Below are 21,884 nucleotides of genomic sequence, written 5' to 3'. Positions count from 1 at the left end.
GGCGTCACGCCCCCGGCACCGGGAACGCCACCGGGCTACGCCGTCCGGCGGCATCGACGGCCCGCACGCCGAAGAACACGTTGTCCTTCGACAACCGCACCGTAGCGGCGCTGACCGCTCCGACCGCGATCACGTGCGTCCAGTCCGCGTCCGTCGTCTCCCGCCACACGACCTCATATCCGGCCGCGCCGCCCTGCCACCGCAACTGGGTGTCATTGGTCAGGTTCGACGTCACGACGGTCACGCCCTTGGGCGTCCCCGGCCCCTGCGCCAGCGCCCACAGCACCGCCCCGTTGACCCGCGCCACCCGCGCGATGTACGGGAAGTCGCAGAACTCCGGCAGATCCCCGTACCGCACCCCGTCCTCGACCCGCACGTCCTGATGCTGGTGCGCGAAGTCCTCGCGCGGCTCGGTGAACCGCGCCGCCGGATACCCCTGTTGCAGGAACGGGATCTGATCCCCGCCGCGCAGGTAACGGTCCCGCCGGTAGACCACCCGGATCCGCATCCCGGTCGCCGCGTTCGCCCCCGTGCTCACCGCGAACCGCGCGAGCTGCCGCGCCGGCGAGTCGTTCTCCCCGCCCACGGACTGCCGGGTCGCCGCCTGCGCCGGCGTCTCCGACGTGGGCACCCCTTCCGCGAACAGCCGTACGGTGTGCGCACCCCCGGCCTCGTTCGGCGCTCCCACGATGTCGTCGGTGAACATGCCCTGCACGTCCGTACCCGCGGCCTTGAGCTGCCCGGCCAGGTGTGCGGCGCCGTAGAGTCCCTGCTCCTCGCCCGCCACCGCGGCGAAGATGATCGTGGCCTTGACCCGCCGGGTCGCGAAGACCCGCGCGAGTTCCATCGCGACCGCGACACCGGACGCGTCGTCGTCCGCACCGGGCGCGTCCGCGGTCGCGTTCATGACGTCGCTGACCCGCGAGTCGTAGTGCCCGGAGACCAGGTAGACCCGGTCCGGTTCCGCGTCGCCGCGCAGCGTGGCCAGCACGTTCGTGATCACCGTCGGCACCGGGATCCGGTTCGCCGGTTCCTGCGTGTAGGACTGTTTCCGCACGGTCATCCGCCCGCCGGACGCCGCCGCGTACCGGCTCAGCTCCTCGAAGATCCAGTCGCGCGCCGCACCGATGCCACGCACCGGATCGTCCTGCGCGGACAGCGTGTGCCGGGTCCCGAACGAGGCGAGCTTCCGCACGATCGCCTCGATCCGCGCCGGCGAGACCTCGCGCAGCGCACGCCGCAGTTCCGCGTCCGGCGGCTGTGGCGTGACCGGAACGCCGGGCCCGGTGACGACGGCGGGGGCGGCCGCGGCCGGGGAGGCCGTTGCCGCCGTCGCGGCGGACACCAGAGCGGTGGTCAACACGGTACGGCGGCCGACACCGCCGGAATCGATGTCCATGAGAAACCACTGTGGCCGCCGCGGCCCGTCAAGTCCATACCTGTCGATGAGGCGGCCGGGGTCAGAGCTTCGCGGCCTCCGGGACGACCCGCTCCCGGAACAGCGCGAGCGTCGCCGGGTCGGCCACGTTCTTCACGCCGCCGTGCGCGACCGCGAAGCCGAGCTTGCTCAGGCCCGCCAGGTCCTCCAGCGTCTGCTCCACCCGCGACCCGCCGGCGCCGAGGTCGTACCGGTAGATCACGGTCTTCTCGATCTCGTCGTAGTCGCGGCCCACGTCCGCGCAGTGCTGCTTGAGCACCTCGATCTTGTGCGCGACATCCGGCCCGGCGAACAGGTTGCACGAGTCCGCGTACTGCGCGACGAACCGCAGCGTCTTCTTCTCGCCGCTGCCGCCGATCAGGATCGGCACCCGCGGGCTGACCGGTCGCGGGTTGTTGAGCGTCCGCCCCAGCGTGTAGTGCTTGCCGTGGAATGCGCCCTCCGGCCCGTCGAACATCTGCCGGCAGATCCGCAGCGCCTCCTCCAGCCGCTCGAACCGCTCCTTGGTCGGCGGGAAGAACAGGCCGAGACCGCGCGACTCGTCCTCGTTCCAGGCGGCGCCGATGCCGAGCATGGCGCGCCCCTGGGAGAGCACGTCGAGCGTAGTGACGATCTTGGCGAGCAGGCCGGGTTCGCGGTAGACCACGCCGGTGACCAGCGTGAGCAGCTTGACCCGGCTGGTGTGCGCGGCCAGGAAGCCGAGCGTGGTGTAGGCCTCGAGCATCTCGTGCTCCGGCGGCCCGTGTACCGCGATCTGCCAGACGTGGTCCATGACGCTGATCCGGTCGAAGCCGGCGTCGTCGGCGTCCCGGGCGATCCGGGCGACCGTCGGCGCGAGCTGGTCCGCGCTGACGCCCCAGGTGAAGTCGGAGATGTGCAGGCCGAGTTTCACGCGGCATCCATTCCGTCGGGCAGATAATCCGTCAGCTCGACATTACGTCCGCCGCCACCATCGGCGCCGCCGAAATATCGGGCACTTCTCCGGGCCGCAGACGGCACAGTCCGACCCACGGCGAAAGTGCTCGTGGGCGGCCTTCGGATGCCCGCAGACGCACGGCTTGACCTGCACATGAGCACTGTATCCAGCGCACTCGCGGCCCAATCGCAACCCGCCGGTCACACTCCGTAGTTCTGAGGCGTTGTGACATAGAACACATAATTGCGCACAGTGACGGCGATTTGCCCGCTTCATCCGGACGACGCACGACCCTCCCGCGCGCCCGGCCCGGCCCGGTGCAGGCCCCGCCGGGCGGATTCTTGAACACCGTAAACCGTGACGCCGGTGACGCCGATATCCGCTGGTCAAGCAGGACCTGAAGAACCCGGTCACGCACGGTTCCGGCGGTCGGCGACGAGGCCGGTTGACTCTTCGTGACCGGCGGCTAGTTTCTAGACGCGCGCCGCTCCCCCTCCGGCGCCGCCGTCGTTGAGAGGACCCGCATGTCACCCTCGGTGAACACAGACGTGCACGCCATCTCCCCGGTGACCGTGGTCATCCCCTGCCGCACCGAGCACCGTTGGACCTCGCTGCGGCACGCGGTCGAGTCCGCAAGGGCGCAGGTCCCGGCGCCGGCCGAGATCGTGGTGGTAGTCGACCACAACGCCGCGCTGTACGAGAAGGCCCGGCACGAGCTGCCCGGTGTGACCGTGCTGGCGAACCGGTTCCGCCGCGGCGCGGCCGGTGCCCGGGACACCGGCGCGTTCCACGCGATCACCCCGCTGATCGCGTTCCTCGACGACGACGTGCGCGCCCACCACGGCTGGCTGGCCGCGCTGCTCACGCCGTTCGCGGACCGGGCCGTGACCGGCACCGGCGGTGCGATCCTGCCGGCCTGGAGCGGCCGCCGCCCCGCCTGGTTCCCGGACGAGCTGCTCTGGACCGTCGGCGCCACCGACCCGGCCAAGCCGGCCGCGCCCACGGCCGAGGTCCGCTCCGCCGCCATGGCCGTGCGCCGCGAGACGTTCATCGCGGTCGGCGGTTTCGGCAACCGCGACGACTCCGCACCGTACGGCGGTCCGGCGGAGCGGCCGGGAGCGCGCGACGCCGCGCTGTGCCGGCGGATGGCCGAGGCCGGTGGCCTCTGGATCTTCGTGCCGGACGCGCGCGTCCACCACCCGGTCACCCCGGAGCGGATGACGATGCGGCACCTGCTGCGCCGCTGCTTCCACGCCGGCCGGATCGCCGCGAGGTCCGGCCGCGGCCCGCTCCGCGCCGTGCTGCCCGGCACGCCGGCCCGGCCGCTGCGCGCGCTGCTGCGCGGCGGCGCCCCCGGTGCGCTCCGCCGGGCCGGTGCGGTCGCCGCCGGTGCGACCGCCGCCGCGGCCGGTGGCGTGCTGGAGCTGACCACGCGGCCGCCCGCGCCCCGGCCGGTGCCGGTCCAGACCCAGAAGGTCACGGCGGGGGTACGGCGATGAGCCTGCCCGGCATGGACCACGCGATCCGCCGGATCCTCCGCCCGCTCCGGCTCACCCGCGCCGCGCTGGTCCGCGACGTCGAGCTCTACGACCCGGTCCCGGCCGTGCCCGCGATCGACGCGGACGGGCGCCGGATCGCGCACGCCTGGCTGCTGATCCGCGCGTTCACCGAGCCGGTCGGCGCGCTGCTGCTGGACGTACCGGACGGTGGGCTGACGCCGGAGGCGGTCGCGGACGCGATCGACGCCCGGCTCGGCGACGCGGTCCGGTCCCGGCTGACCGCGGCCGGGATCAACGCGGTTGGGCCGCTGCCCCTCGGCGGCGCGATACCGGAGGCCGTACCGGCATATCTGTCCGACCGGGTCGCGCTGCTGACCGACCCGCCGCGGCTGACCGTGGTGATCTGCACCCGGAACCGCCCGGACGCGCTGTCCCGCTGCCTGGACGGGCTGCTCGCGCAGGAGTACCCGCGGTTCCGGATCCTCGTCGTGGACAACGCGCCGGAGAGCCGGGAGACCGCCGAGGTGGTGCTGGACGCCGCCCGCGCGGCCGAGTCACCGGGCCGGATCACCGTGGACTACCTGCGCGAGGAGACCCCGGGTCTGTCGCACGCGCGTAACCGGGCGGTGGCCGCGGCACCGGGCGAGACGCTCGCGTTCATCGACGACGACGCGGTGCCGGACGTGCACTGGCTGGCCGAGATCGCCCGCGCGCTCGCCCGGCACCCGGACGCGGACGTGATCACCGGCGCGGTCGTACCGGCGGAGCTGGAGACGGACGCGCAGCTGTGGGCGCAGCGGCTGGACGAGCCGTCGTTCACCGCGGAGCGGTTCGGGCCGGCGACCGAGCACCGGCGGCATCCGCTGGCCGCGGCACCACCGCCCGGGTCCGGCACGAACATGGTGTTCCGGCCGCACGTGATCGAGCGGATCGGCGGCTGGGACGTGGCGCTCGGTGCCGGCACACCGGCCCGGACCGCGGCCGAGACGCTCGCGTTCACCCAGGTGCGGCTGCACGGCGGCACGATCGCGTACGAGCCGTCCGTGCTGGTCCGCCGCCGGCACCGCCGTGACCTGGACGGCCTGCGCGCGCAGCTGGCCGGGCGCGGCACCGGGCTGGCCGCGCTGCACACCGCGATCCTGATGGCCGAGCCGCTGCTGGCGCTGCCGCTGCTCGGCCAGGCACGGCGGAGCCTGCGCGCGCCGCTGCTGCCCGCGGGCGCACCGGCCGAGCTGCGCGGCGCGCACCGGGCCGGATTGCTGGCCGGCCCGCGCGCCTACCTCACCGGTCTGCGCGACGAACGCCGCCGCCGGCTGGCCGAGCGCCACTACCCGGCCAATCCCTGATCACAGACGGTCGAGGGCGTGCATCTCCTCGTCGGTGAGCGTGAAGCCGAACAGGTCGATGTTCTCCGCGATCCGGTCCGGGTGCGCCGACTTCGGGATGATGACGATGTCGTGCTGGAGGTGCCAGCGCAGCACCACCTGAGCCGGCGTCCGCCCGTGCCGCCCGGCGATCTCGGCCAGCACCGGCGAGTCCATCGGCGTGCGCTTGATCGGGCTGTAGCCCTCGACCACCACCTCGCGCGAACGCAGGTCGGCCAGCAGCGGCGCGTCGTGCCGGGCCGGGCTCCACGGGATCTGGTCCACCACCGGCCGCCGCCCGGTCGCCTCGGCCAGCTCGTCGATCTGCTCCGGCGCGTAGTTGCTGACGCCGATCGACCGGACGAAACCGCTGTCCTGCGCGCTGATGAACTCCCGCCACACCCCGGGCGCGGCCAGCCCGCCGGGCGGCCAGTGGATCAGCCACAGGTCGACCTGCTGCACGCCGAGGTTGCGCAGGCTGTCGGTGAGCGCCCGTTTCTCCCGGCCGGCGTCCTCGGCCAGCAGTTTCGTGGTCAGGAAGACGTCCTCGCGCGGCACGCCGCTGTCCCGGAGCGCGCGGCCGACCTCGGCCTCGTTGCCGTACATGGTGGCGGTGTCGATGTGCCGGTAACCGGCGTCGAGCGCGGCGCGGGTCGCGTCGTAGGCCTGCTGACCCCGCATCCGCCAGGTGCCGAAGCCGACCATCGGCATCTCGGCGGCCGAACCGTCCGGTAGCGGAAGTGTGACCGTGGGAACCGTCATGGCCGCAATCTATCGCGGTCCGGCGACGGGCACCGATTGTCGTTTCGCGAACATGCCGTCGTGCCGCACTCTTGAGGCATGACGATCCGCGCGAAGGCCATCACCGCGGCGATCGCGCTGCTCCTCGTCCTCGCCGTCATCGCCGCGGTCGCGCTGGCCGCACGGGAGCCGGCCGTGGAGCTCGCGCGAGCGCCGGCCGGGACACCGGCACCGGCACCGGCCGTCCGGGAGACTCCGGACGCGCCGCCCGCGGAGACCGAGCAGGACGTCGCGTTCCGGCGCAGCCTGGCGGCGCTGATCACCACGGACCGGTTCCCGGGCGTACTCGCGTCCGTCGAGGACCCCGGCGGCGACGCCCGTGACTACACCGCGGGCACCGGGGACCTGGCCACCGGCGAGGCACCGCCGGAGAACGGGTACGTCCGGATCGGCAGCAACACCAAGACCTTCGTGGCCGTGGTGGTGCTGCAACTGGTCGCGGAGGGCCGGGTCCAGCTCGACCGGTCGATCCAGACCTACCTGCCGGACGTGGTGCCGGGCGGCAAGAACATCTCGGTGCGGCAGCTGTTGCAGCACACCAGCGGCCTGGCGAACTACACCGACTTCATGCCGGACTCCGACTTCGACGAGGGCCGGCACTTCTACCGCAGCCCGGCCGACCTGCTGCGGATAGCGTTCTCGAAGGGACCCGCGTTCCCGCCCGGGAAGGGCTGGCGGTACAGCAACACCGGGTACGTCGTGCTCGGTCTGATGATCGAGCGGCTCACCGGGCGCACGGTCGCGGACGAGATCACCACGCGCGTGATCGACCGGCTCGGCCTACGCGAGACCTACTTCCCGAAGGGCGACGAGGAGACGCTGCGCGCGCCGCACCCCCGGGCGTACGACGGCGACCCGCGCGACGACGTCACGGTCTCCGACCCGTCCTGGGCGTGGGCGGCCGGCGCCATGATCGCCACACCGCGCGACCTGAACGCGTTCTTCCGCGCGCTGCTCTTCGAGAGCCGGCTGCTCGGCCCGGGCGAGCTCGCCGAGATGCGGAAGACCGTGGACACCGGCGGCCAGATGTGGCCCGGCGTGCGGTACGGCCTCGGCCTCACCCGCACGCCACTGCGCTGCGGCGGCGCGTACTGGGGCCACGGTGGCGACGTGCCCGGCTTCGAGACGCGCGGCGGCATCCGCGCGGACGGCCGCGCGGTCACGGTCGCGGTCACCTCCGGCCCGTCCGGCCGCGCCGCGCACCTGCACGTGGTCGGCGCGGTGGAGACCGCGTTCTGCGGGTAGCCGGCGCGATGCAGACCGCGTTCTGCGGGTAGGCCTGGCCCTACCCCGGGAACGGGGCCTGCCCGGATCGTCTCCGGCCGCGGATTCCGCGAGGCTTCTCGGCATGACGACGACGATCCGCCGGTGCACCGCTACCGCGCTGGCTTTGCTCACCGGTCTCACCCTGGTCACCGCGCCGGCGCCGGTATCGGCCCACGCCGGCGGTGCCACACAGTCCGCGCTGGACGCGCTGGTCCGGACGCACGGTTTCCCGGGCGCGCTGGCCTCGGTCACGGACCGCTCCGGCCGGCAGCGCGATCTCACCGCCGGCGTCGGTGACCTGAGCACCGGCGCGAAACCGCCGCGCGACGGCTACGTCCGGATCGGCAGCAACACCAAGACGTTCACCGCCGTGGTCGTGCTCCAGCTGGCCGGCGAGGGCACGGTCGGCCTGGACGAGCCGATCGAGACGTACCTGCCCGGCCTGGTCCCGAACGGCGCGCAGATCACGGTCCGCCAGCTGCTGCAGCACACCAGCGGGCTGGCGAACTACACCGATCACATGCCGGACGAGAGCTTCGACACCGGCCGGCACCGTTACCGGGAGCCGCGCGAACTGCTGGACGTCGCGTTCGCGCACGCGCCGGACTTCGCGCCCGGGACCGGGTGGCGGTACAGCAACACCGGGTACGTGGTGCTCGGCCTGCTGATCCAGCGGGTGACGGGCCGGCCGCTGGCCGAGCAGATCACCGAGCGGGTGATCGACCGAGTGGGGCTGCGCCGCACGTACTTCCCCGGCGTCGGCGACGAGTCGATCCGCACCCCGCACCCGCGCGGCTACCTGGGCCCGGACCGGACCGACGTCACCGAGTTGGACCCGTCCTGGGGCTGGGCGGCCGGTCAGATGATCGCCACGCCGCGCGACCTGAACACGTTCCTCCGCGCGCTGCTCGACGGCAAGCTGCTCGGCGCGGCCGAGCTGGCCGAGATGCAGCGGACGGTGGACGCGTCCGCGGGGCTGTGGCCCGGCGCCCGCTACGGGCTCGGCCTGGCCAGCTCGCCGCTGAGCTGCGGCGGCGTCTACTGGGGACACGGCGGTGACCTGCCCGGCTTCGAGACCCGCGGCGGCGCCACCACGGACGGCCGCGCGGTCTCGATCGCGCTCACCACGACGCCGGACTCCGCGGAGCGGCACCAGCACGTGCTCGACGCGGTCGACACCGCGTTCTGCCGCTGACACCGGCGAAGAACGCTCCGGGGGTACGCGTACCCCCGGAGCGTTCTCGCATTCATGCGGCCGGGAAGCGCAGGATCCGGTCGTCGCCGTCGCGGACGTCGCCGCGCCCGTCGGTGTTGGACGTGGTCAGCCACAGCGCGCCGTCCGGCGCGATCGCCACCGTGCGGATCCGGCCGTACTCGCCGCCGAACTCCGCCTTCGGCTCGCCGGTGTCCTGCCCGTCCAGTGGGACGGTCCAGATCCGCTCGCCGCGCAGCGCGGCCACGTAGATCGTGTCACCGGCGATCGCCATCCCGGACGGTGACGCCTCCGCCGTACCCCAGGTGACCTTGGGGTTGGTGTATTTGCCGTCCGCGGTGTCGCCCTCGCCCTCCACGTCCGGCCAGCCGTAGTTGCGGCCCGGCTCGATCTGGTTGACCTCGTCCAGCCGGTTCTGCCCGAACTCGGTCGCCCAGAGCTTGCCGTCCGCGTCCCAGGCCAGGCCCTGCACGTTCCGGTGGCCGAGGGAGAAGACCGGCGAACCCTCGGTGGGGTTGCCGGGCGCGGCGTCGCCCTCCGGCGTGAGCCGCAGGATCTTGCCGTTCGGGCTGCGCGGGTCCTGCGAGCGCGGCTTCACGTTCGCGTCACCGGTGCCCACGTAGAGCAGGCCGTCCGGCCCGAACGCGATCCGGCCGCCGTTGTGGATGTTCGCCTTCGCGATGCCGGTGAAGATCTCCTCCGGGTCGCCGTCCACGCCCCGGTTGTCCGCGCGCACCCTCACCCGCACGATCCGGTTGTCGTCCGCGGCCGTGAAGTACGCGTAGAGCCACCGGTCGGTCGCGAAGTCCGGGCTGACGGCGAGCCCGAGCAGGCCGCCCTCGCCGCCCGGCTCCACGCCCGGGATCTCGTACACCTCCCGCGTCTCGCCGCCGTTCGCCGGGACGTGCCGGACCCGCGCGGTCTCCCGCTCCGCGACGAACGCGGAACCGTCCGGCAGGAACGTCAGCCCCCACGGCACCTCGAGGTCCGTCGCCATCTCCCGCGGCTGCGCGCCGAGGTCGGGCGGGCCCTTCGGGCCGGGTGACGCGGAGCTGGGAGCCGGAGCCGGCGCGGACGCGGCCGGTGGCGGGCCGGTGGTGGCGGCCGCCTCCGGGGGCTCGTCCTCGGTGCAGCCCGCCGCCAGCACCAGTATCAGCGCCAGCCCGAGGCTCGTTCCTACCCGCTGCGTCATGCCCGACCTCCCGCGTGGTTTCCTTCTTCCTACCCGGTTCACCGAGAGCCTGCTCGGTTCCCGTTCCCCTGGAGGCCAACCCCGTGTCCGCGACCGAGTTCGTGCTGGCGCACACCCGGCTCGCGCCCGTGCCGTTCGTGCCGGAGGTACGCCTGCACCTGGCGCAGGACGCGATCTCCCTGTGGGAGCACACCGAGTCGCACACCGGGGATTCCCAGCCGCCGCCGTTCTGGGCGTTCGCGTGGGCCGGTGGTCAGGCCGTCGCCCGCCACATCCTGAATTTTCCGGAAATTGTACGCGGGAAGGCCGTCCTGGACCTCGCGTCCGGCTCCGGGCTGGTCGCGGTCGCCGCCGCGCTCGCCGGTGCCCGGCAGGTGATCGCCAACGACATCGACCCGTACGCGGTCGCGGCCATCACGCTCAACGCCCGGGCGAACGCGGTACATGGAACGGTGACACCGAACGGCGACGATCTATTGACCGCTCCGGCGAGCCCGGACGTGGACGTGCTCCTCGCCGGCGACGTCTTCTACAGCCGCGAGATGTCCGCACGCATGCTCGCGTTCCTCGAACGCGCCGCCGCGCGCGGCACGGACGTGCTGGCCGGCGACCCGGGCCGGGCCTACCTGCCGCACGGCCGGCTCACCGTGATCGCCGGATACGACGTGCCGATGGTCGGTGCGCTGGAGAACGCGGACACCAAGCACGCCACCGTGCTGCGGCCGTCGTCCCCCGATTAGGCGTCAGTCCCTCCGATCACCCGGGCGCTGCTGGGTCGTTTGGCGCTGTATCCACAGAACCCTCCGACAGCCTGCCGCGCCCACCGTGCGGCGGTTCCCGGCACCTCGAAGGAGCTGGCTGCCGTGACCGGCCCATCGGCACCCCTGCGCATCGGCGACACCGTCCAGATCCCGGAGCCCGACTACTGCTACGGACTGGGCACGCTCACGCTCCGGATAACCGCGATCGGCGCGGGCCAGCGCCGCGACTGGATCCAGCTGCGCGGCATCCAGCTCGCCGACGACGGCCGTGAGATCAAGGAGCGCGAGGTCCTCGCCCGGGTCGCCGCCATCCGCCGGACCACCTGACGCACCGCACCGCGGACGCCGGCCGCATCGCACCGAAGAAGGTCAGGAGGAAGCGTCCTGCCGGCGGAGGCGGGAGTGGCGGTAGCCGTAGAAGGCGTAGATCAGGATGCCGGCCAGCAGCCACAGCGCGAAGCGGAGCCAGGTGCTGCCCGGCAGGTCGATCATCAGGTAGACCGCGAACGCGATGCCGAGCACCGGCAGGACCGGGGAGAACGGCACGCGGTACGGCCGGGGCATGTCCGGCCGGGTGCGGCGGAGCACCAGGACGCCCACGTTGACCAGGACGAAGGCGAACAGCGTACCGATGTTGGTGAGCCGGACGATCTCGCTCAGCGGCACCAGCGCGGCCAGCACGGAGATCAGCAGGCCGAGGCCGACGGTCAGCTTCGCGGGCGTGCCGAAGCGCGGGTGCAGCGAGGCCAGGCGGCGGGGCAGCAGGCCGTCGCGGCACATGCTGAAGAAGATGCGGGTCTGGCCGTAGAGGATGACCAGAACCACGCTGGTGATCGCGACCAGCGCGCCGAACGCCAGGATCGCGGCCGCCCAGGTGATCCCGGCGCCGTCGGAGAGCGCGGCGGCGAGCGGTGCGTCGCTGCCGGCCAGCGTGCCGGCACCGGCGATGCCGATCGCGCCGATCGACACCAGCACGTAGAAGACCGTGCAGATGACCAGCGAGCCGATGATCGCGATCGGCAGGTCCCGGGCCGGGTTGCGGGCCTCCTCACTGCCGGTGGTGACCGCGTCGAAGCCGATGAACGCGAAAAAGATGAGCGCGGCGGCGCTGACCACGCCGTCACCGCCCTGCGGCAGCAGCGGGGTGAAGTTGCCGGTGTTGATCGCGGTGCAGGCCACCACGATGAAGAAGATCAGCACGGCCAGCTTGACCACCACCATGACCAGGTTGGCCCGGGCGCTCTCCCGGACGCCGAGCGCGAGCAGTGCGGTGATCATCAGGACCACGGCCACGGCGGGCAGGTTGAACCGGCCGTCCGGCGGCGACTGAGAGATCGCGGCCGGGAGCTCGACGCCCAACGTGGCGTCCAGGAACGCGTTGACGTTGCCGCCCCAGCCGACCGCGATGGCGGCGACGGCCACGCCGTACTCCAGGATCAGGTCCCAGCCGATGATCCAGGCGACCAGTTCGCCGAGCGTGGCGTACGTGTACGTGTACGCGCTGCCGGACACCGGCATCGACGACGCCAGCTCCGCGTAGGACAGCGCCGAGAACAGGCAGGCGAGCCCGGCCAGCACGAACGCGAGGATCACGCCGGGACCGGCCAGCGCGGCGCCCTCGCCGATCACCACGAAGATGCCGGTGCCGATGACCGCGCCGACGCCGAGCGCGGTCAGCTGCACCGGCCCGACCGCGCGTTTCAGCGACTGACCGTCCACGGCCGTGTCGGCCACCAGTGAGTCCACCGAGCGGGTGGCGAACAGTCTGCGGCGCAAACCCACGGAATCGACCATGGTCAACGCCTTTACCCGCACTGGACGGAAAGCCGACTCGGCGTTCATCTGCTGCGCGATTGCGCGTTTCCGGGCAAAAACCTGCCGCTGGTACGGCTAGGGTAATCAATTTGTGAGCGGTCGCCTGCACCTTTCCTGGGTCCATCGGGACCGGGCACTGCTGTGCGACGGAAACGGCGGCTACTCGTGGGTGGATCCGGGGGATCCGCGCCTGGCCGAGGTGCGGCTGCTCGGCGAGACCGCGCGGGTCGGCGAGGTCACCGGCGGGCCGCGCGACAACCTGCTGATCCAGGGCGACTGCCGGGACGCGTTGCGTGCGCTGACCCGCATCCCGGAGTGGGCACCGGCCTACCGGGGCGCGGCCAAGCTGGTCTATCTCGATCCGCCGTTCAACACCGGGCAGACCTTCGCGCAGTACGACGACGGCCTCGACCATTCGATCTGGCTGGCCATGATGCGCGAACGGCTGCTGCTGGCCCGCGACCTGCTGGCGCCGGACGGCTCACTCTGGGTGCATCTCGACGACGCGGAGAGCGCGTACTGCAAGGTGCTGCTGGACGAGGTCCTCGGCCGGTCCGCGTTCGTCGGCACCGTGGTCTGGGAGAAGGACCGCGGCCGCCGCAACGACACCGACCTGTCCTCCGCGCACGACTACATCCACGTCTACGCACCGTCCGGCCCCGGCTGGCGCACGGTACGGAACCTGCTGCCGCGCACCGCGCTGGTCGACGGGCGGTACCGGAACCCGGACGGCGACCCGCGCGGTCCGTGGCTGCAGGGCGACAACGGCACCGCGAAGAGCGGCAGCGAGCGCAACCGGTTCGCGGTCGAGCTGCCGTCCGGCCGCGTGGTCCGCCCGCCGGCCGGGTCGTACTGGCGGTTCAGCCCGGCCACGTTGGACCGGGCCCGCGCGGAGGGCCGGGTCTGGTTCGGCCGCACCGGCGACAGCCTGCCGGTGATCAAGCGGTACCGGCACGAGGTGCAGCCCGGCCTGGTGCCACGCACCTGGTGGCCGGCCGACGAGGTGGGCACGAACCAGGACGCCAAGCGCGACCACCTGCGCCGGCTCTTCCCGGGCGCGGAACCGTTCGCCACGCCGAAGCCGGAGCCGCTGCTGCGCCGGATCATCGAGATCGCCACCTGCCCCGGCGACCTGGTGGTGGACGGGTTCGCCGGCTCCGGCACCACCGCGGCCGTGGCGCACAAGCTGGGCCGCCGCTGGGTCGCGGTCGAGCAGAGCGCGGCCACGGTCGCCGCGTTCACACTCCCCCGGCTGCGGACCGTGGTGGACGGCGCGGACCCGGGCGGCGTCACCCGCGACGAGATCGTCTCGCCCGCCGAGCCGCTGCCGGACGGCGTCACGCCCGCCGAGGTGGCGGCCGCACGGCGTACCGTGGCGGCTCTCGCGGGTGCCGGCCTGCTGGACGGCGTCGGCGCGGACGCGCTCGGCGTGCTGCACCGGCGGCTCGGCCACGCGTCCCGGACCCGCCGCACGGTGGTGCGCGAGTGGTCCGGCGGCGGCGGTTTCCGGGCGCTGGCCGTCGCCCCCGCGCGCTACGCACTCGCCGGCGGGCGGCTGCTGCTGGACGCGCTGCCGCCGGAGTTCGTCGCGGCACAGCTCGGCTTCCGGGTGCTGCCGCACGGCCCGTTCAGCGGCGTCCGCGGACGCACCCGGCTCGCGGTCGCGGACGGCGTGGTCGACGACCGGGTCGCGGCGGACGCCGTGGCAGCACTGCGCGCGGACGAGACGGTCACCATCGTCGGCCGGGCCGTGCTCCCCGGCACGGCCGCGCTGCTGCGCACGCTGCGGCCGGGCTCACGCGTGCTGAAGGCACCGGACGATCTGTTAAGGCACCGGCGGGTGACCCGATGACCGGCATCCGGCGGGCCGGCCTGCTCTGGCGCCGGTGGGTGGTGCGGTGAGCGACTGGCTGCCGTACGACGCGGGGCTGGTCGCGCAGATCGCGGCCGCGATGGACCTGCGGGCGCCGAACGCGGCCGCGCTGGCCGCGGCGGCCCGTGCGGTGGCGCCGGGCGACGGGCGCGAGGTGGTCTGCGAGCTGGCCACCGGCGTCGGCAAGTCCTACGTGAGCGCCGCGCTGGTGGACTACCTGGCCGAACGCGGCGTTCGGCACGTCCTGATCGTCACGCCCGGCACCGCGATCCGGGACAAGACGATCGGCAACTTCACGCCCGGGCATCCGCGCTTCGTGCCGGGCGCGGACCATCCGGTCTCGGTCGTGACCGGGCCGGCGCCGCCGCAAGACGGGCTGACGCTATACGTCTTCACGGTGCAGCAGCTGATCCGGCCGGGCGCCACGGTCAACCGCCGGCTGCGCGCGGTGGACGAGACGCTCGGCGCCGGCCTCTACCAACGGCTCGCGGAGACGGACGACCTGGTGGTGGTCGCGGACGAGCACCACGTGTACCGGGAGGCGGCACGCGCGTTCGGCGCGGCGGTCCGGGACCTGGCGCCGCGCGCGCTGATCGGTTTCACCGCCACGCCGGACCGGGCCGACCGGGACCGGGTGGTGTTCCGCTACCCGCTCGCCGCCGCGATCACCGACGGCCTGGTCTCGGTGCCGGTGCTCGTCGGCGCACCCGACCACCCCGCCGCGCCCGACCACCCCACGGCGCCCGACCGCCCCGCCGCACCGGATCATCCCGCGGCGGCGGATCGGGAGGGGCGGCTGTGGGAGGCGTGTCGGCTGCGGGCGGCCAAGGAGGTCGCCTGGCACGCGTGGGCGGCGGCGCACGGCGTACCCCCGGTGACGCCTTTGATCTTCGTGGTGTGCCGGGTCGTCAACGAGGCCGCGCAGGTCGCGGACGTGCTGGCCGGCCTGCTGCCGGGCGACGGGCGGGTGCTGCTGGTGACGTCGAGGTCGAGCGACGACGCGCTGCGCGCGCTGGCCCGCGTGTCGGAGACAGATTCACCGGTACGCGCGGTGGTCGCGGTCGACAAGCTCAGCTCCGGCTGGGACGTGCCCAATGTCGGCGTGATCCTGGCGCTGCGCGCGCTCGCCTCGGAGACGCTCACCGAACAGGTCCTCGGCCGCGGCCTGCGCCTGCCCTACGGCCGCCGGGTCGGCGTGCCCGCGGTCGACGCCGTCGACGTGCTGACCCACGAGTCGTACCGCGAGCTGCTCGCCGGTACGGACGAGCTGCGCGCCGCGATCGCGCCGGGTTCCCGGGGGACGGTCGCGCACGCGGGCGACGAGGCCACGCTCACGGTCGGCGCGGCGCCGCTGCTGCGGATCAGCGGCTACGACCGGGCGCTGACCGCGGCCCGGACGCCGATCGAGCCGGTGCCGCCGCCGGACGGGGAAGCGCCGGACGGGAAGGCGCCGGTGCCGCTGCGGGCCGCCCGGTTCTCCTTGGCCGCGATTCCCACCGGGGCCGCCTACGCCATCGGCGCCGGGGGCGTAGAGGGCCTCGGCGCTGCCGATACCGGCAGCGCGGGCAACACCGCCCGGTTCCTGATCGACGGCGCGGGCAGCGGTGGTGCCGATAGCGCCGCCGGTCTCCTGATCGACGGCCGGCCGCACCGGCGGGACCATCCCGAAGCCGTCCAGGACCTCACCGACCGCCTGCTCGCCCTCCCCCTGGTCGAGGCCACCATCGCCGAGGTCGCCGAGGCCACCCGCCTGGCCGGCGCCTACCTCGCCGGCCGCTCCGCGACGCCCGACGGCAACGGCGGCGACGGCAGCGGCGGCGGTGCCCGCTGGGACACCGCCGCCGCCGACCGGGCCACCGACGCGCTGGCCGAGCTCATCGCCGCCGCCTACCGCCGCCGGCGGTAGGGCCGGGTCACGTGTGCTGGAGCGCGTCCTTCAGCTCGTCCTTGCTCATGTGCGAGCGCCCCGGCACCTCCGCGCGCTTCGCCTCCTCGTAGAGCTCCGCCCGCGTCATCTCGCCCAGATCCGCCGACGCGCCGTCCCCGCCGGCCGCGGTGATGCCGGACGCCGTGCCGCTGATCTCGTCGAGATCCGTGGCCGCGCCGTGCTCCTCGTCGTCCTCGTCGAGGCCGGACTCGCGCAGTTCCTCGCGCCGCTTCGCCTCGAAGGCCGCGCCGAGCCGCTCCAGTTCCGCGTCGTCGACCGCGTCCGCCAGCGCCGGCAGGATCTCGTTCTCCTCCTCGCTGACGTGGTGCCGCACCGCCTCGAGGAACTCCTGCAGCGCGTCGTCGAAGTCCGGCGAGTCGACCAGGCTCTGCGCCTTGTGCAGCAGCGACTCGGCCTCGGAGTGCTCGTCGTACCCGTGGTCGACCTCGTCAGCCTCGTCCGGCGCCGCCTTCTTGATCGCCGGGTACACCTCCTGCTCCTCCGCGAGCGAGTGCGCCTCCAGCCGGTTCTCGACCTCGGTCAGCAGCGCCCGCCGGTCCCCGTCCCCGGCCTCCAGCCGCGCGAAGACCTCCTCCATCCGCTGGTGGTCCTGCTTGATCGCGTCAACCGCGTCCATGAGCCACGCCTTTCCCCCGAATGTTCCGTGGACAGCGCTATCGCATACCCGCGCAAATCCACTCGAAACGCCGTCAGTCCGGCGCCGCCACCCGGTAGCCGTCGAACAGCGGGCCACCGGCCGCGGCCAGCACCCGCCCGGCGACCGCGGCCGGGTCGTCCCGGGCGGCCAGCCAGCGGGCGGCCAGTGCGGGATCGAGTTCCCGCAGGTCACGGAGCAGCCACTTGCCGGTGCTGAGCCACCGGCCGGCGAACGCCAGCGCCGCCCGCGCGGTCTCCAGCCACAGCGTCGTGCCGATCACGGCCCGCTCGCCCGGGTCGGTCGCGTGCGCGTGATCGTCGAGCAGGTCGGTCAGCCCGTACCGGATCCGCTCCCGTTCCGCGCCGGTCAACGGCGGCGGCCCGGCCGCGAGCACCCGGGCGCACCGCGCGGGCAGGTCACCCGGATCGCCGCGCAGCACCGCGCCGTGCGCGATCATCCGGTGCGTGCTGGGCTTGCGCGCCGCCAGCTCCCGGGCCATGAACCGCTCCAGGTTCGCCGGCGTGTGCACGAACAGCTCCACCGGCCAGCCGCGGAAGTACAGGCTCTCCCGATAGCCGGGCCCGTCACCGCGCATCACCACCACGTCAAGATCAGATCCCGGGGTACGGTACGGGCCGAGCACGCTGCCGGTGAGGATGGCCCAGGTCGCTCCGGGAAAACGATCGGCGACGAGATCTCCGGCGTCCTTCATCGGATCCATCGCCCCATGGTCGCCGATATAGTCCGGCCGTGGACACCGAGCGGATCCGGCGGTCGTACACGGCCGTCGCCGACCTCTACATCGCACTCTTCGGTGCCGCCGACCGGGTGCACGCGGACGACCTCGCGTTCATCGGCCGGCACCTCGCCGGTCACCGCGGCCCGGTGCTCGATCTCGGCTGCGGCCCCGGCCACCTCACCGCCCACCTCCGCGCGCTCGGCGCGGACGCGACCGGCATCGACCTGGTCCCGGCGTTCATCGCGCACGCGCGCGCCACCCACCCGGACGGCCGCTACCGGCTCGGCTCGCTGGACGCGCTGGACGCCGCCGGCCACTCCGTCGCCGGCCTGCTGGCGTTCTACTCGCTGATCCACCTGCCGCCGCCGGACCTGCACCGGGTGCTCACCGAATTCCGCCGGGTCACGGCGCCCGGCGGCACGCTGGTGCTGGGCTTCTTCGAGGGCCCGGAGACGGAGGCGTTCGACCACAAGGTCACCACCGCCTACCGCTACCCGGTGGACGAGATGTCCGACCGCCTCGCCCGCGCCGGCTTCACCGAGACCGACCGCCTCCAGCGCCCCGCCGAGGACGGCCACCGCCCGCACGCCATGCTCGCGGCCGTCGCCGCGGAACGGTGACGGTCAGCGAACCGGACGCCGGACCGCCCGGAGCAGGGCGCGCAGTTCCGTGCGGTTCGGCCGGACATCCAGGCCGGCGAACATGAGCGCGTTCCCGTACTCGGCGATCCGGACGACCCGGCCGTCCTCGACGTCGAACCGCATCGTGTACGTGTTCCGGTACGGCCGTCCGATGCGCGCGACGACCATGTCGCCGACGCCGTGGAAGAACACCGCCCGCCCGTCCGGCGACACGGTCCACTCGTGGCCGCGCCAGACCAGCGGATCGAATCTCGCGAAGATCCCACCGGTGTAGGCCAGCACCTCGTCGCGGCCCTTGAGGTCCGCGACGCACCAGCCCCTCGTCCGGCCCGCGATGACGCTCGCGGTCATGGCGGGTCCGCTCTAACGCTGGTCTCAGGTCGATCCGGCCCGCAGGACCAGAAGACCACCGATCCCCGGTACGAGCGAGCGGAGCCGGCCGGCGCGGGTGAGGCCGGGTAGCCGGAACGCGGCGATGATGACGAAGAGGTAGGCGCAGCCGTGGATCGGGCCCGTCAGGGACGCGACCGCGTCGATGTGCACGGTGGCCAGGTTGAGCAGCAGCACCAGCAGCGACAGTGCCTCGACCGCCGCCGCGAAGCGCAGCGGGCGTGCCATGGTCACGCCCCCGTGGTCGAGCCGGGCCGGACGATCATCAGCACCGTGACGACCGCCCAGAGCAGGTTGAACATGCCGGTGACCATCGCCAGCCGGGGGATCGCGCGGCCGGCCGGTGGCTCCGGCGCGTCCAGGCCGGCGGTCAGCGCGGCCTGGTGGGGCAGCACGACGAGCGTCAGCAGCAGGGCCGCGGCCACGGTGAGCGCCATCGAGACCAGTAGCCACGCGTCGGTGAGGACGCCGAGGCTGCTGGCCGTGGCCAGGCCGAACACCGGGACGGCCACGCCGGCGACCGCGTAGACGCGGCAGATCCGGTGCAGCAGCCGGGCCCAGGACGCGGCCTGCGGGTCCGGCGGGACGGCGAGCGCGCGCCGCATCATGGCCGGGAACATGCTGGCCGCCACCGTGATCGGCCCGATCGCAATGATCGCCGCCAGCACGTGCACGGCGAGGAGGAACTTCGTCACCGCGACGACGGTAGGCGTGCCCGGCGCACCGCGGCAGTGGCGAAGTTGCCATGTTCCAACGGATTCTCGCCAACCGTGAATCAGCTGGTCACACGGTGGGCGGCCGACCCGCGCATGGTTGAATTCCAGCCATGCATACGGTGGCCGTGCTGGCGCTGGACGGCGTCGTCCCGTTCGATCTCGCGACGCCGCTGGAGGTGTTCGGCCGCACCCGTCTGCCGGACGGGCGCACGCCGTACCGTGTGCTGGTCTGTGGTCCGGCGCGCGACGTCGAGGCCGGTGCGTTCACGCTGCGGGCGCCGCACGGGCTGGACGCGCTGGCGACGGCGGACACGATCATCGTGCCGGGGCTGGCCGACCCGGACGCTCCGGTGCCGGCGGCGGCGCTGACCGCGCTGCGGGACGCGGCCGCGCGCGGCACCCGGATCGCGTCGATCTGCTCGGGCGCGCTGGTGCTGGCGCGGACCGGGCTGCTGGACGGCCGGCGTGCCACCACGCACTGGCTGGCCGCGGCCACGCTCGCGGAACGGCACCCGGAGATCACGGTCGACCCGGACGTGCTCTACGTGGACGAGGGCCAGCTGCTCACGTCCGCGGGCGCGGCCGCGGGGCTGGACCTGTGCCTGCACCTGGTGCGCCGCGATCACGGCTCCGCGGTGGCGGCGGACGCGGCGCGGCTGTCCGTGATGCCGCTGGAGCGCGAGGGCGGGCAGGCGCAGTTCATCGTGGGGCCGCTGCCGGCCACGCCGCGCGGGTCGGAGCTGGAGCCGCTGCTGCGCTGGCTGGAGGAGCACGCGCACCGCGAGCTGACGCTGGACGACATGGCACGGCAGGCCGGGATGAGCACGCGCACGCTGAACCGGCACTTCCGCGAGCAGCTGGGCAGCACGCCGTTGCAGTGGCTGCTGCGGGCCCGGGTCCGGCGGGCGCAGCACCTGCTGGAGACGACCGGGCACCCGGTGGACCGGATCGCCGATCAGGTCGGGTTCGGGTCGCCGACCGCGTTCCGGGAGCGGTTCCGGCGGACCGTGGGGACCAGCCCGGCCGCGTACCGGTCGGCGTTCCGGGACCATACCCGCTAGTGGCCGGGTCGGGGCGATCTTGCCGAATTCCGGCTCATCACGGCCGACCGCCGCCCAGAATGCTCCTGTTTGGAGACATTTCGTCTGGGGGTACCGGTGAAGATTCGCTCGCTCGCCACCGCCGTGGTCACGGCCGTCCTCGTCGCGGTCGCCGCACCGACGCCGGCCGCCGCCGCGATCGCCGGCCCCTGCCGCCCGGGTACGCCGCCGGCCGCGGAACCGACCGCGGACTTCTACGCCGACCGCGGCGAGCTCGGTCCGGAGCAGCTGCCGGACGGCGAGCCGGCCGAGTCGCTGATGACCGGGTACCGGCGGTTCGGCGGGATGAGCGTGGCGGCGTTCACCGCGCGCTACCGTACGGCGCAGGGCTGGGTGTACCCGCCGGAGGACGGGTTCCTGATCCTGCGTGGCGTCGCGGTCCGCTACCAGCAGACCATGATCGCGGGCAGCCGGATCGACCGGTTCGGGTACGACGGCGGGCGGTTCCTCGCACCGGTGGACACGCTCTACCTCCAGCGGGCGCTGCCGCCGCAGAACCTGAACACGCCCGCGGGCACGCCGCAGAGCAACTACCACGTGTACTGCGTGCTGCGCCCGTTCACGGTCGAGGCCGGCCCGATCGCGCCCTGGTTCGGCCAGCCCGGCCTCGGCCTGCAGTACAGACTGGACGGCCGTTACCTGCCGGAGGCCGGTGACGAGATCTCGGTCGACTGGCTGATCGATCACGGTTATCTGGTCGAGGAGGACCCGGCCGCGGACTGAGACTTTTTCGGTCGATGAAATAAAGAAGGCGAATCGATCCGCGTCACGCTCACGGCGCGTAGCGTCCGACGCATGCGGGTCATCGGGGTGGGATTCGGGCGGACCGGTACGGCGTCGCTGAAGGTCGCGCTGGAGCGACTGGGCTACGGGCCGTGCTACCACATGCTCGCGGTGCTGGAGAAGCCGTCCCGTGCGCGCGGCTGGCTGGCCGCCGCGAAGGCCGCGGACGCGGCGGACGGCGCGGTCGACCCACCGTGGCAGGAGATCTTCGACGGGTTCGACAGCACGCTCGACTGGCCCGGCGTGGCGTTCTGGCGCGAGCTGGTCGAGGCGTACCCGGACGCGCGCGTGATCCTGACCGTGCGTGACCCGTACCGCTGGTACCGGAGCATGGACGCCACCATCCTGCGCGCGTTGCGCCAGGCCCGGCACCCGGTGATCGGGCCGCTGATGCGGCTCGGCGGGTGGCTGCGGCCGGACATGGGCGCGTTCTTCGAGATGACCCAGCGGCTGGTCGTGCAGCGGTCGTTCCACGGTGACCCGGGCGGTGGCGCGGAACGGTTCGCGCGGCTGTTCGACGAGCACACGGCGGAGGTGATCGCGACCGTGCCGGCCGACCGCCTGCTGGTCTTCGAGGTGGCGGACGGGTGGAAGCCGCTCTGCGACTTCCTCGGCACCACGCCGCCGGACGAGCCGTTCCCGCACATCAACGACCAGCAGGAGTTCGCCCGGACCAGCGGTGCCCAGCGGCGGAAGGCGCTGATGCCGGTGCTGGCCACCGCCGCGGCCGGCGCCGTCGCCGGCACCGCGACCGTGCTGCTGCGCCGCCGCCTCCGCCGCTGAGCGGCCGTC

Annotated in this window: 22 protein-coding genes; 12 read left to right on the top strand and 10 right to left on the bottom strand. The window is 73.4% G+C overall.

Annotated features, from left to right (window positions below; translation table 11 throughout):
* Window positions 1–4: 4 nt before the first annotated feature.
* Both J2S42_RS30655 and J2S42_RS30650 read right to left on the bottom strand, forming a co-directional pair.
* Window positions 5–1,399, bottom strand: a complete 1,395-nt coding sequence (locus J2S42_RS30655) for a M20/M25/M40 family metallo-hydrolase (protein ID WP_307244696.1) — start codon at window positions 1,397–1,399, stop codon at window positions 5–7.
* 61 nt (window positions 1,400–1,460) lie between these two features.
* Window positions 1,461–2,330, bottom strand: coding sequence for an LLM class F420-dependent oxidoreductase (locus J2S42_RS30650; protein WP_307244694.1), 870 nt, complete (start codon window positions 2,328–2,330; stop codon window positions 1,461–1,463).
* A 560-nt stretch (window positions 2,331–2,890) separates the two neighbouring features.
* Here J2S42_RS30650 and J2S42_RS30645 point away from each other — a divergent pair.
* The gene (locus J2S42_RS30645; RefSeq protein ID WP_307244692.1) at window positions 2,891–3,853 is read left to right on the top strand and encodes a glycosyltransferase family 2 protein; all 963 of its coding nucleotides are present in this window, start codon (window positions 2,891–2,893) and stop codon (window positions 3,851–3,853) included.
* A gap of 11 nt (window positions 3,854–3,864) precedes the next feature.
* The gene (locus J2S42_RS30640; RefSeq protein ID WP_307244690.1) at window positions 3,865–5,199 is read left to right on the top strand and encodes a glycosyltransferase family 2 protein; all 1,335 of its coding nucleotides are present in this window, start codon (window positions 3,865–3,867) and stop codon (window positions 5,197–5,199) included.
* Here the strand turns inward: J2S42_RS30640 and J2S42_RS30635 are convergent, their stop codons facing one another.
* Window positions 5,200–5,979 (bottom strand): aldo/keto reductase, encoded by a 780-nt coding sequence (locus tag J2S42_RS30635; protein ID WP_307244688.1) that lies wholly within the window; start codon window positions 5,977–5,979, stop codon window positions 5,200–5,202.
* A 78-nt stretch (window positions 5,980–6,057) separates the two neighbouring features.
* On the opposite strand from J2S42_RS30635, the gene J2S42_RS30630 reads away from it, so the two are divergent.
* Both J2S42_RS30630 and J2S42_RS30625 read left to right on the top strand, forming a co-directional pair.
* Window positions 6,058–7,263 carry a serine hydrolase domain-containing protein gene (locus tag J2S42_RS30630; RefSeq protein ID WP_307244686.1) on the top strand — a complete coding sequence of 402 codons (1,206 nt, stop codon included), beginning with the start codon at window positions 6,058–6,060 and terminating at the stop codon, window positions 7,261–7,263.
* 103 nt (window positions 7,264–7,366) lie between these two features.
* Window positions 7,367–8,479 carry a serine hydrolase domain-containing protein gene (locus J2S42_RS30625; RefSeq protein ID WP_307244685.1) on the top strand — a complete coding sequence of 371 codons (1,113 nt, stop codon included), beginning with the start codon at window positions 7,367–7,369 and terminating at the stop codon, window positions 8,477–8,479.
* Between the two features lie 52 nt (window positions 8,480–8,531).
* Here the strand turns inward: J2S42_RS30625 and J2S42_RS30620 are convergent, their stop codons facing one another.
* Window positions 8,532–9,689: a PQQ-dependent sugar dehydrogenase gene (locus J2S42_RS30620; RefSeq protein ID WP_307244683.1), complete on the bottom strand. Its 1,158-nt coding sequence runs from the start codon at window positions 9,687–9,689 to the stop codon at window positions 8,532–8,534.
* 83 nt (window positions 9,690–9,772) lie between these two features.
* Between J2S42_RS30620 and J2S42_RS30615 the strand changes: the two genes are divergently transcribed.
* Window positions 9,773–10,429 (top strand): class I SAM-dependent methyltransferase, encoded by a 657-nt coding sequence (locus tag J2S42_RS30615; protein ID WP_307244682.1) that lies wholly within the window; start codon window positions 9,773–9,775, stop codon window positions 10,427–10,429.
* Between the two features lie 123 nt (window positions 10,430–10,552).
* On the top strand, window positions 10,553–10,777 hold the full coding sequence (locus tag J2S42_RS30610; protein WP_307244680.1) for a hypothetical protein: 225 nt from the start codon (window positions 10,553–10,555) through the stop codon (window positions 10,775–10,777).
* A 42-nt stretch (window positions 10,778–10,819) separates the two neighbouring features.
* Here the strand turns inward: J2S42_RS30610 and J2S42_RS30605 are convergent, their stop codons facing one another.
* Window positions 10,820–12,244, bottom strand: coding sequence for an amino acid permease (locus J2S42_RS30605; protein WP_307244678.1), 1,425 nt, complete (start codon window positions 12,242–12,244; stop codon window positions 10,820–10,822).
* Window positions 12,245–12,356: 112 nt separating this feature from the next.
* Here J2S42_RS30605 and J2S42_RS30600 point away from each other — a divergent pair, with 112 nt between their 5' ends.
* Both J2S42_RS30600 and J2S42_RS30595 read left to right on the top strand, forming a co-directional pair.
* On the top strand, window positions 12,357–14,117 hold the full coding sequence (locus J2S42_RS30600) for a site-specific DNA-methyltransferase (RefSeq protein WP_307244676.1): 1,761 nt from the start codon (window positions 12,357–12,359) through the stop codon (window positions 14,115–14,117).
* A 46-nt stretch (window positions 14,118–14,163) separates the two neighbouring features.
* A complete protein-coding gene (locus J2S42_RS30595; RefSeq protein WP_307244674.1) occupies window positions 14,164–16,044 on the top strand; it encodes a DEAD/DEAH box helicase in 1,881 nt (626 codons plus the stop codon).
* 7 nt (window positions 16,045–16,051) lie between these two features.
* On the opposite strand, the gene J2S42_RS30590 is transcribed toward J2S42_RS30595, so the two are convergent.
* The gene (locus J2S42_RS30590; protein WP_307244673.1) at window positions 16,052–16,702 is read right to left on the bottom strand and encodes a hemerythrin domain-containing protein; all 651 of its coding nucleotides are present in this window, start codon (window positions 16,700–16,702) and stop codon (window positions 16,052–16,054) included.
* 73 nt (window positions 16,703–16,775) lie between these two features.
* Complete coding sequence (locus J2S42_RS30585; RefSeq protein WP_307244671.1) at window positions 16,776–17,444, bottom strand: nucleotidyltransferase domain-containing protein; 669 nt, start codon at window positions 17,442–17,444, stop codon at window positions 16,776–16,778.
* 29 nt (window positions 17,445–17,473) lie between these two features.
* Between J2S42_RS30585 and J2S42_RS30580 the strand changes: the two genes are divergently transcribed.
* Window positions 17,474–18,082: a class I SAM-dependent methyltransferase gene (locus J2S42_RS30580; RefSeq protein ID WP_307244669.1), complete on the top strand. Its 609-nt coding sequence runs from the start codon at window positions 17,474–17,476 to the stop codon at window positions 18,080–18,082.
* 3 nt (window positions 18,083–18,085) lie between these two features.
* Here the strand turns inward: J2S42_RS30580 and J2S42_RS30575 are convergent, their stop codons facing one another.
* The 3 genes from J2S42_RS30575 to J2S42_RS30565 are packed head-to-tail and all read right to left on the bottom strand — an operon-like array spanning window position 18,086 to window position 19,188.
* Window positions 18,086–18,454 carry a nuclear transport factor 2 family protein gene (locus J2S42_RS30575; RefSeq protein WP_307244668.1) on the bottom strand — a complete coding sequence of 123 codons (369 nt, stop codon included), beginning with the start codon at window positions 18,452–18,454 and terminating at the stop codon, window positions 18,086–18,088.
* 24 nt (window positions 18,455–18,478) lie between these two features.
* On the bottom strand, window positions 18,479–18,721 hold the full coding sequence (locus J2S42_RS30570) for a DUF3817 domain-containing protein (protein WP_307249130.1): 243 nt from the start codon (window positions 18,719–18,721) through the stop codon (window positions 18,479–18,481).
* A gap of 2 nt (window positions 18,722–18,723) precedes the next feature.
* Complete coding sequence (locus J2S42_RS30565) at window positions 18,724–19,188, bottom strand: hypothetical protein (RefSeq protein ID WP_307244666.1); 465 nt, start codon at window positions 19,186–19,188, stop codon at window positions 18,724–18,726.
* A gap of 131 nt (window positions 19,189–19,319) precedes the next feature.
* Here J2S42_RS30565 and J2S42_RS30560 point away from each other — a divergent pair, with 131 nt between their 5' ends.
* The 3 genes from J2S42_RS30560 to J2S42_RS30550 all read left to right on the top strand — a co-directional run bounded on the left by J2S42_RS30560 (window position 19,320) and on the right by J2S42_RS30550 (window position 21,875).
* Window positions 19,320–20,270, top strand: coding sequence for a GlxA family transcriptional regulator (locus tag J2S42_RS30560; protein WP_307244664.1), 951 nt, complete (start codon window positions 19,320–19,322; stop codon window positions 20,268–20,270).
* Window positions 20,271–20,366: 96 nt separating this feature from the next.
* The gene (locus J2S42_RS30555; RefSeq protein WP_307244662.1) at window positions 20,367–21,032 is read left to right on the top strand and encodes a TNT domain-containing protein; all 666 of its coding nucleotides are present in this window, start codon (window positions 20,367–20,369) and stop codon (window positions 21,030–21,032) included.
* A gap of 72 nt (window positions 21,033–21,104) precedes the next feature.
* A complete protein-coding gene (locus tag J2S42_RS30550; protein WP_307244659.1) occupies window positions 21,105–21,875 on the top strand; it encodes a sulfotransferase family protein in 771 nt (256 codons plus the stop codon).
* Window positions 21,876–21,884 lie beyond the last annotated feature (9 nt).

It is taken from the genome of Catenuloplanes indicus, from assembly GCF_030813715.1.
In the GTDB taxonomy this organism is placed as follows: domain Bacteria; phylum Actinomycetota; class Actinomycetes; order Mycobacteriales; family Micromonosporaceae; genus Catenuloplanes; species Catenuloplanes indicus.
Note: the sequence above shows the minus strand (reverse complement) of the source record. Positions and strands in the feature narration are given on the sequence as shown.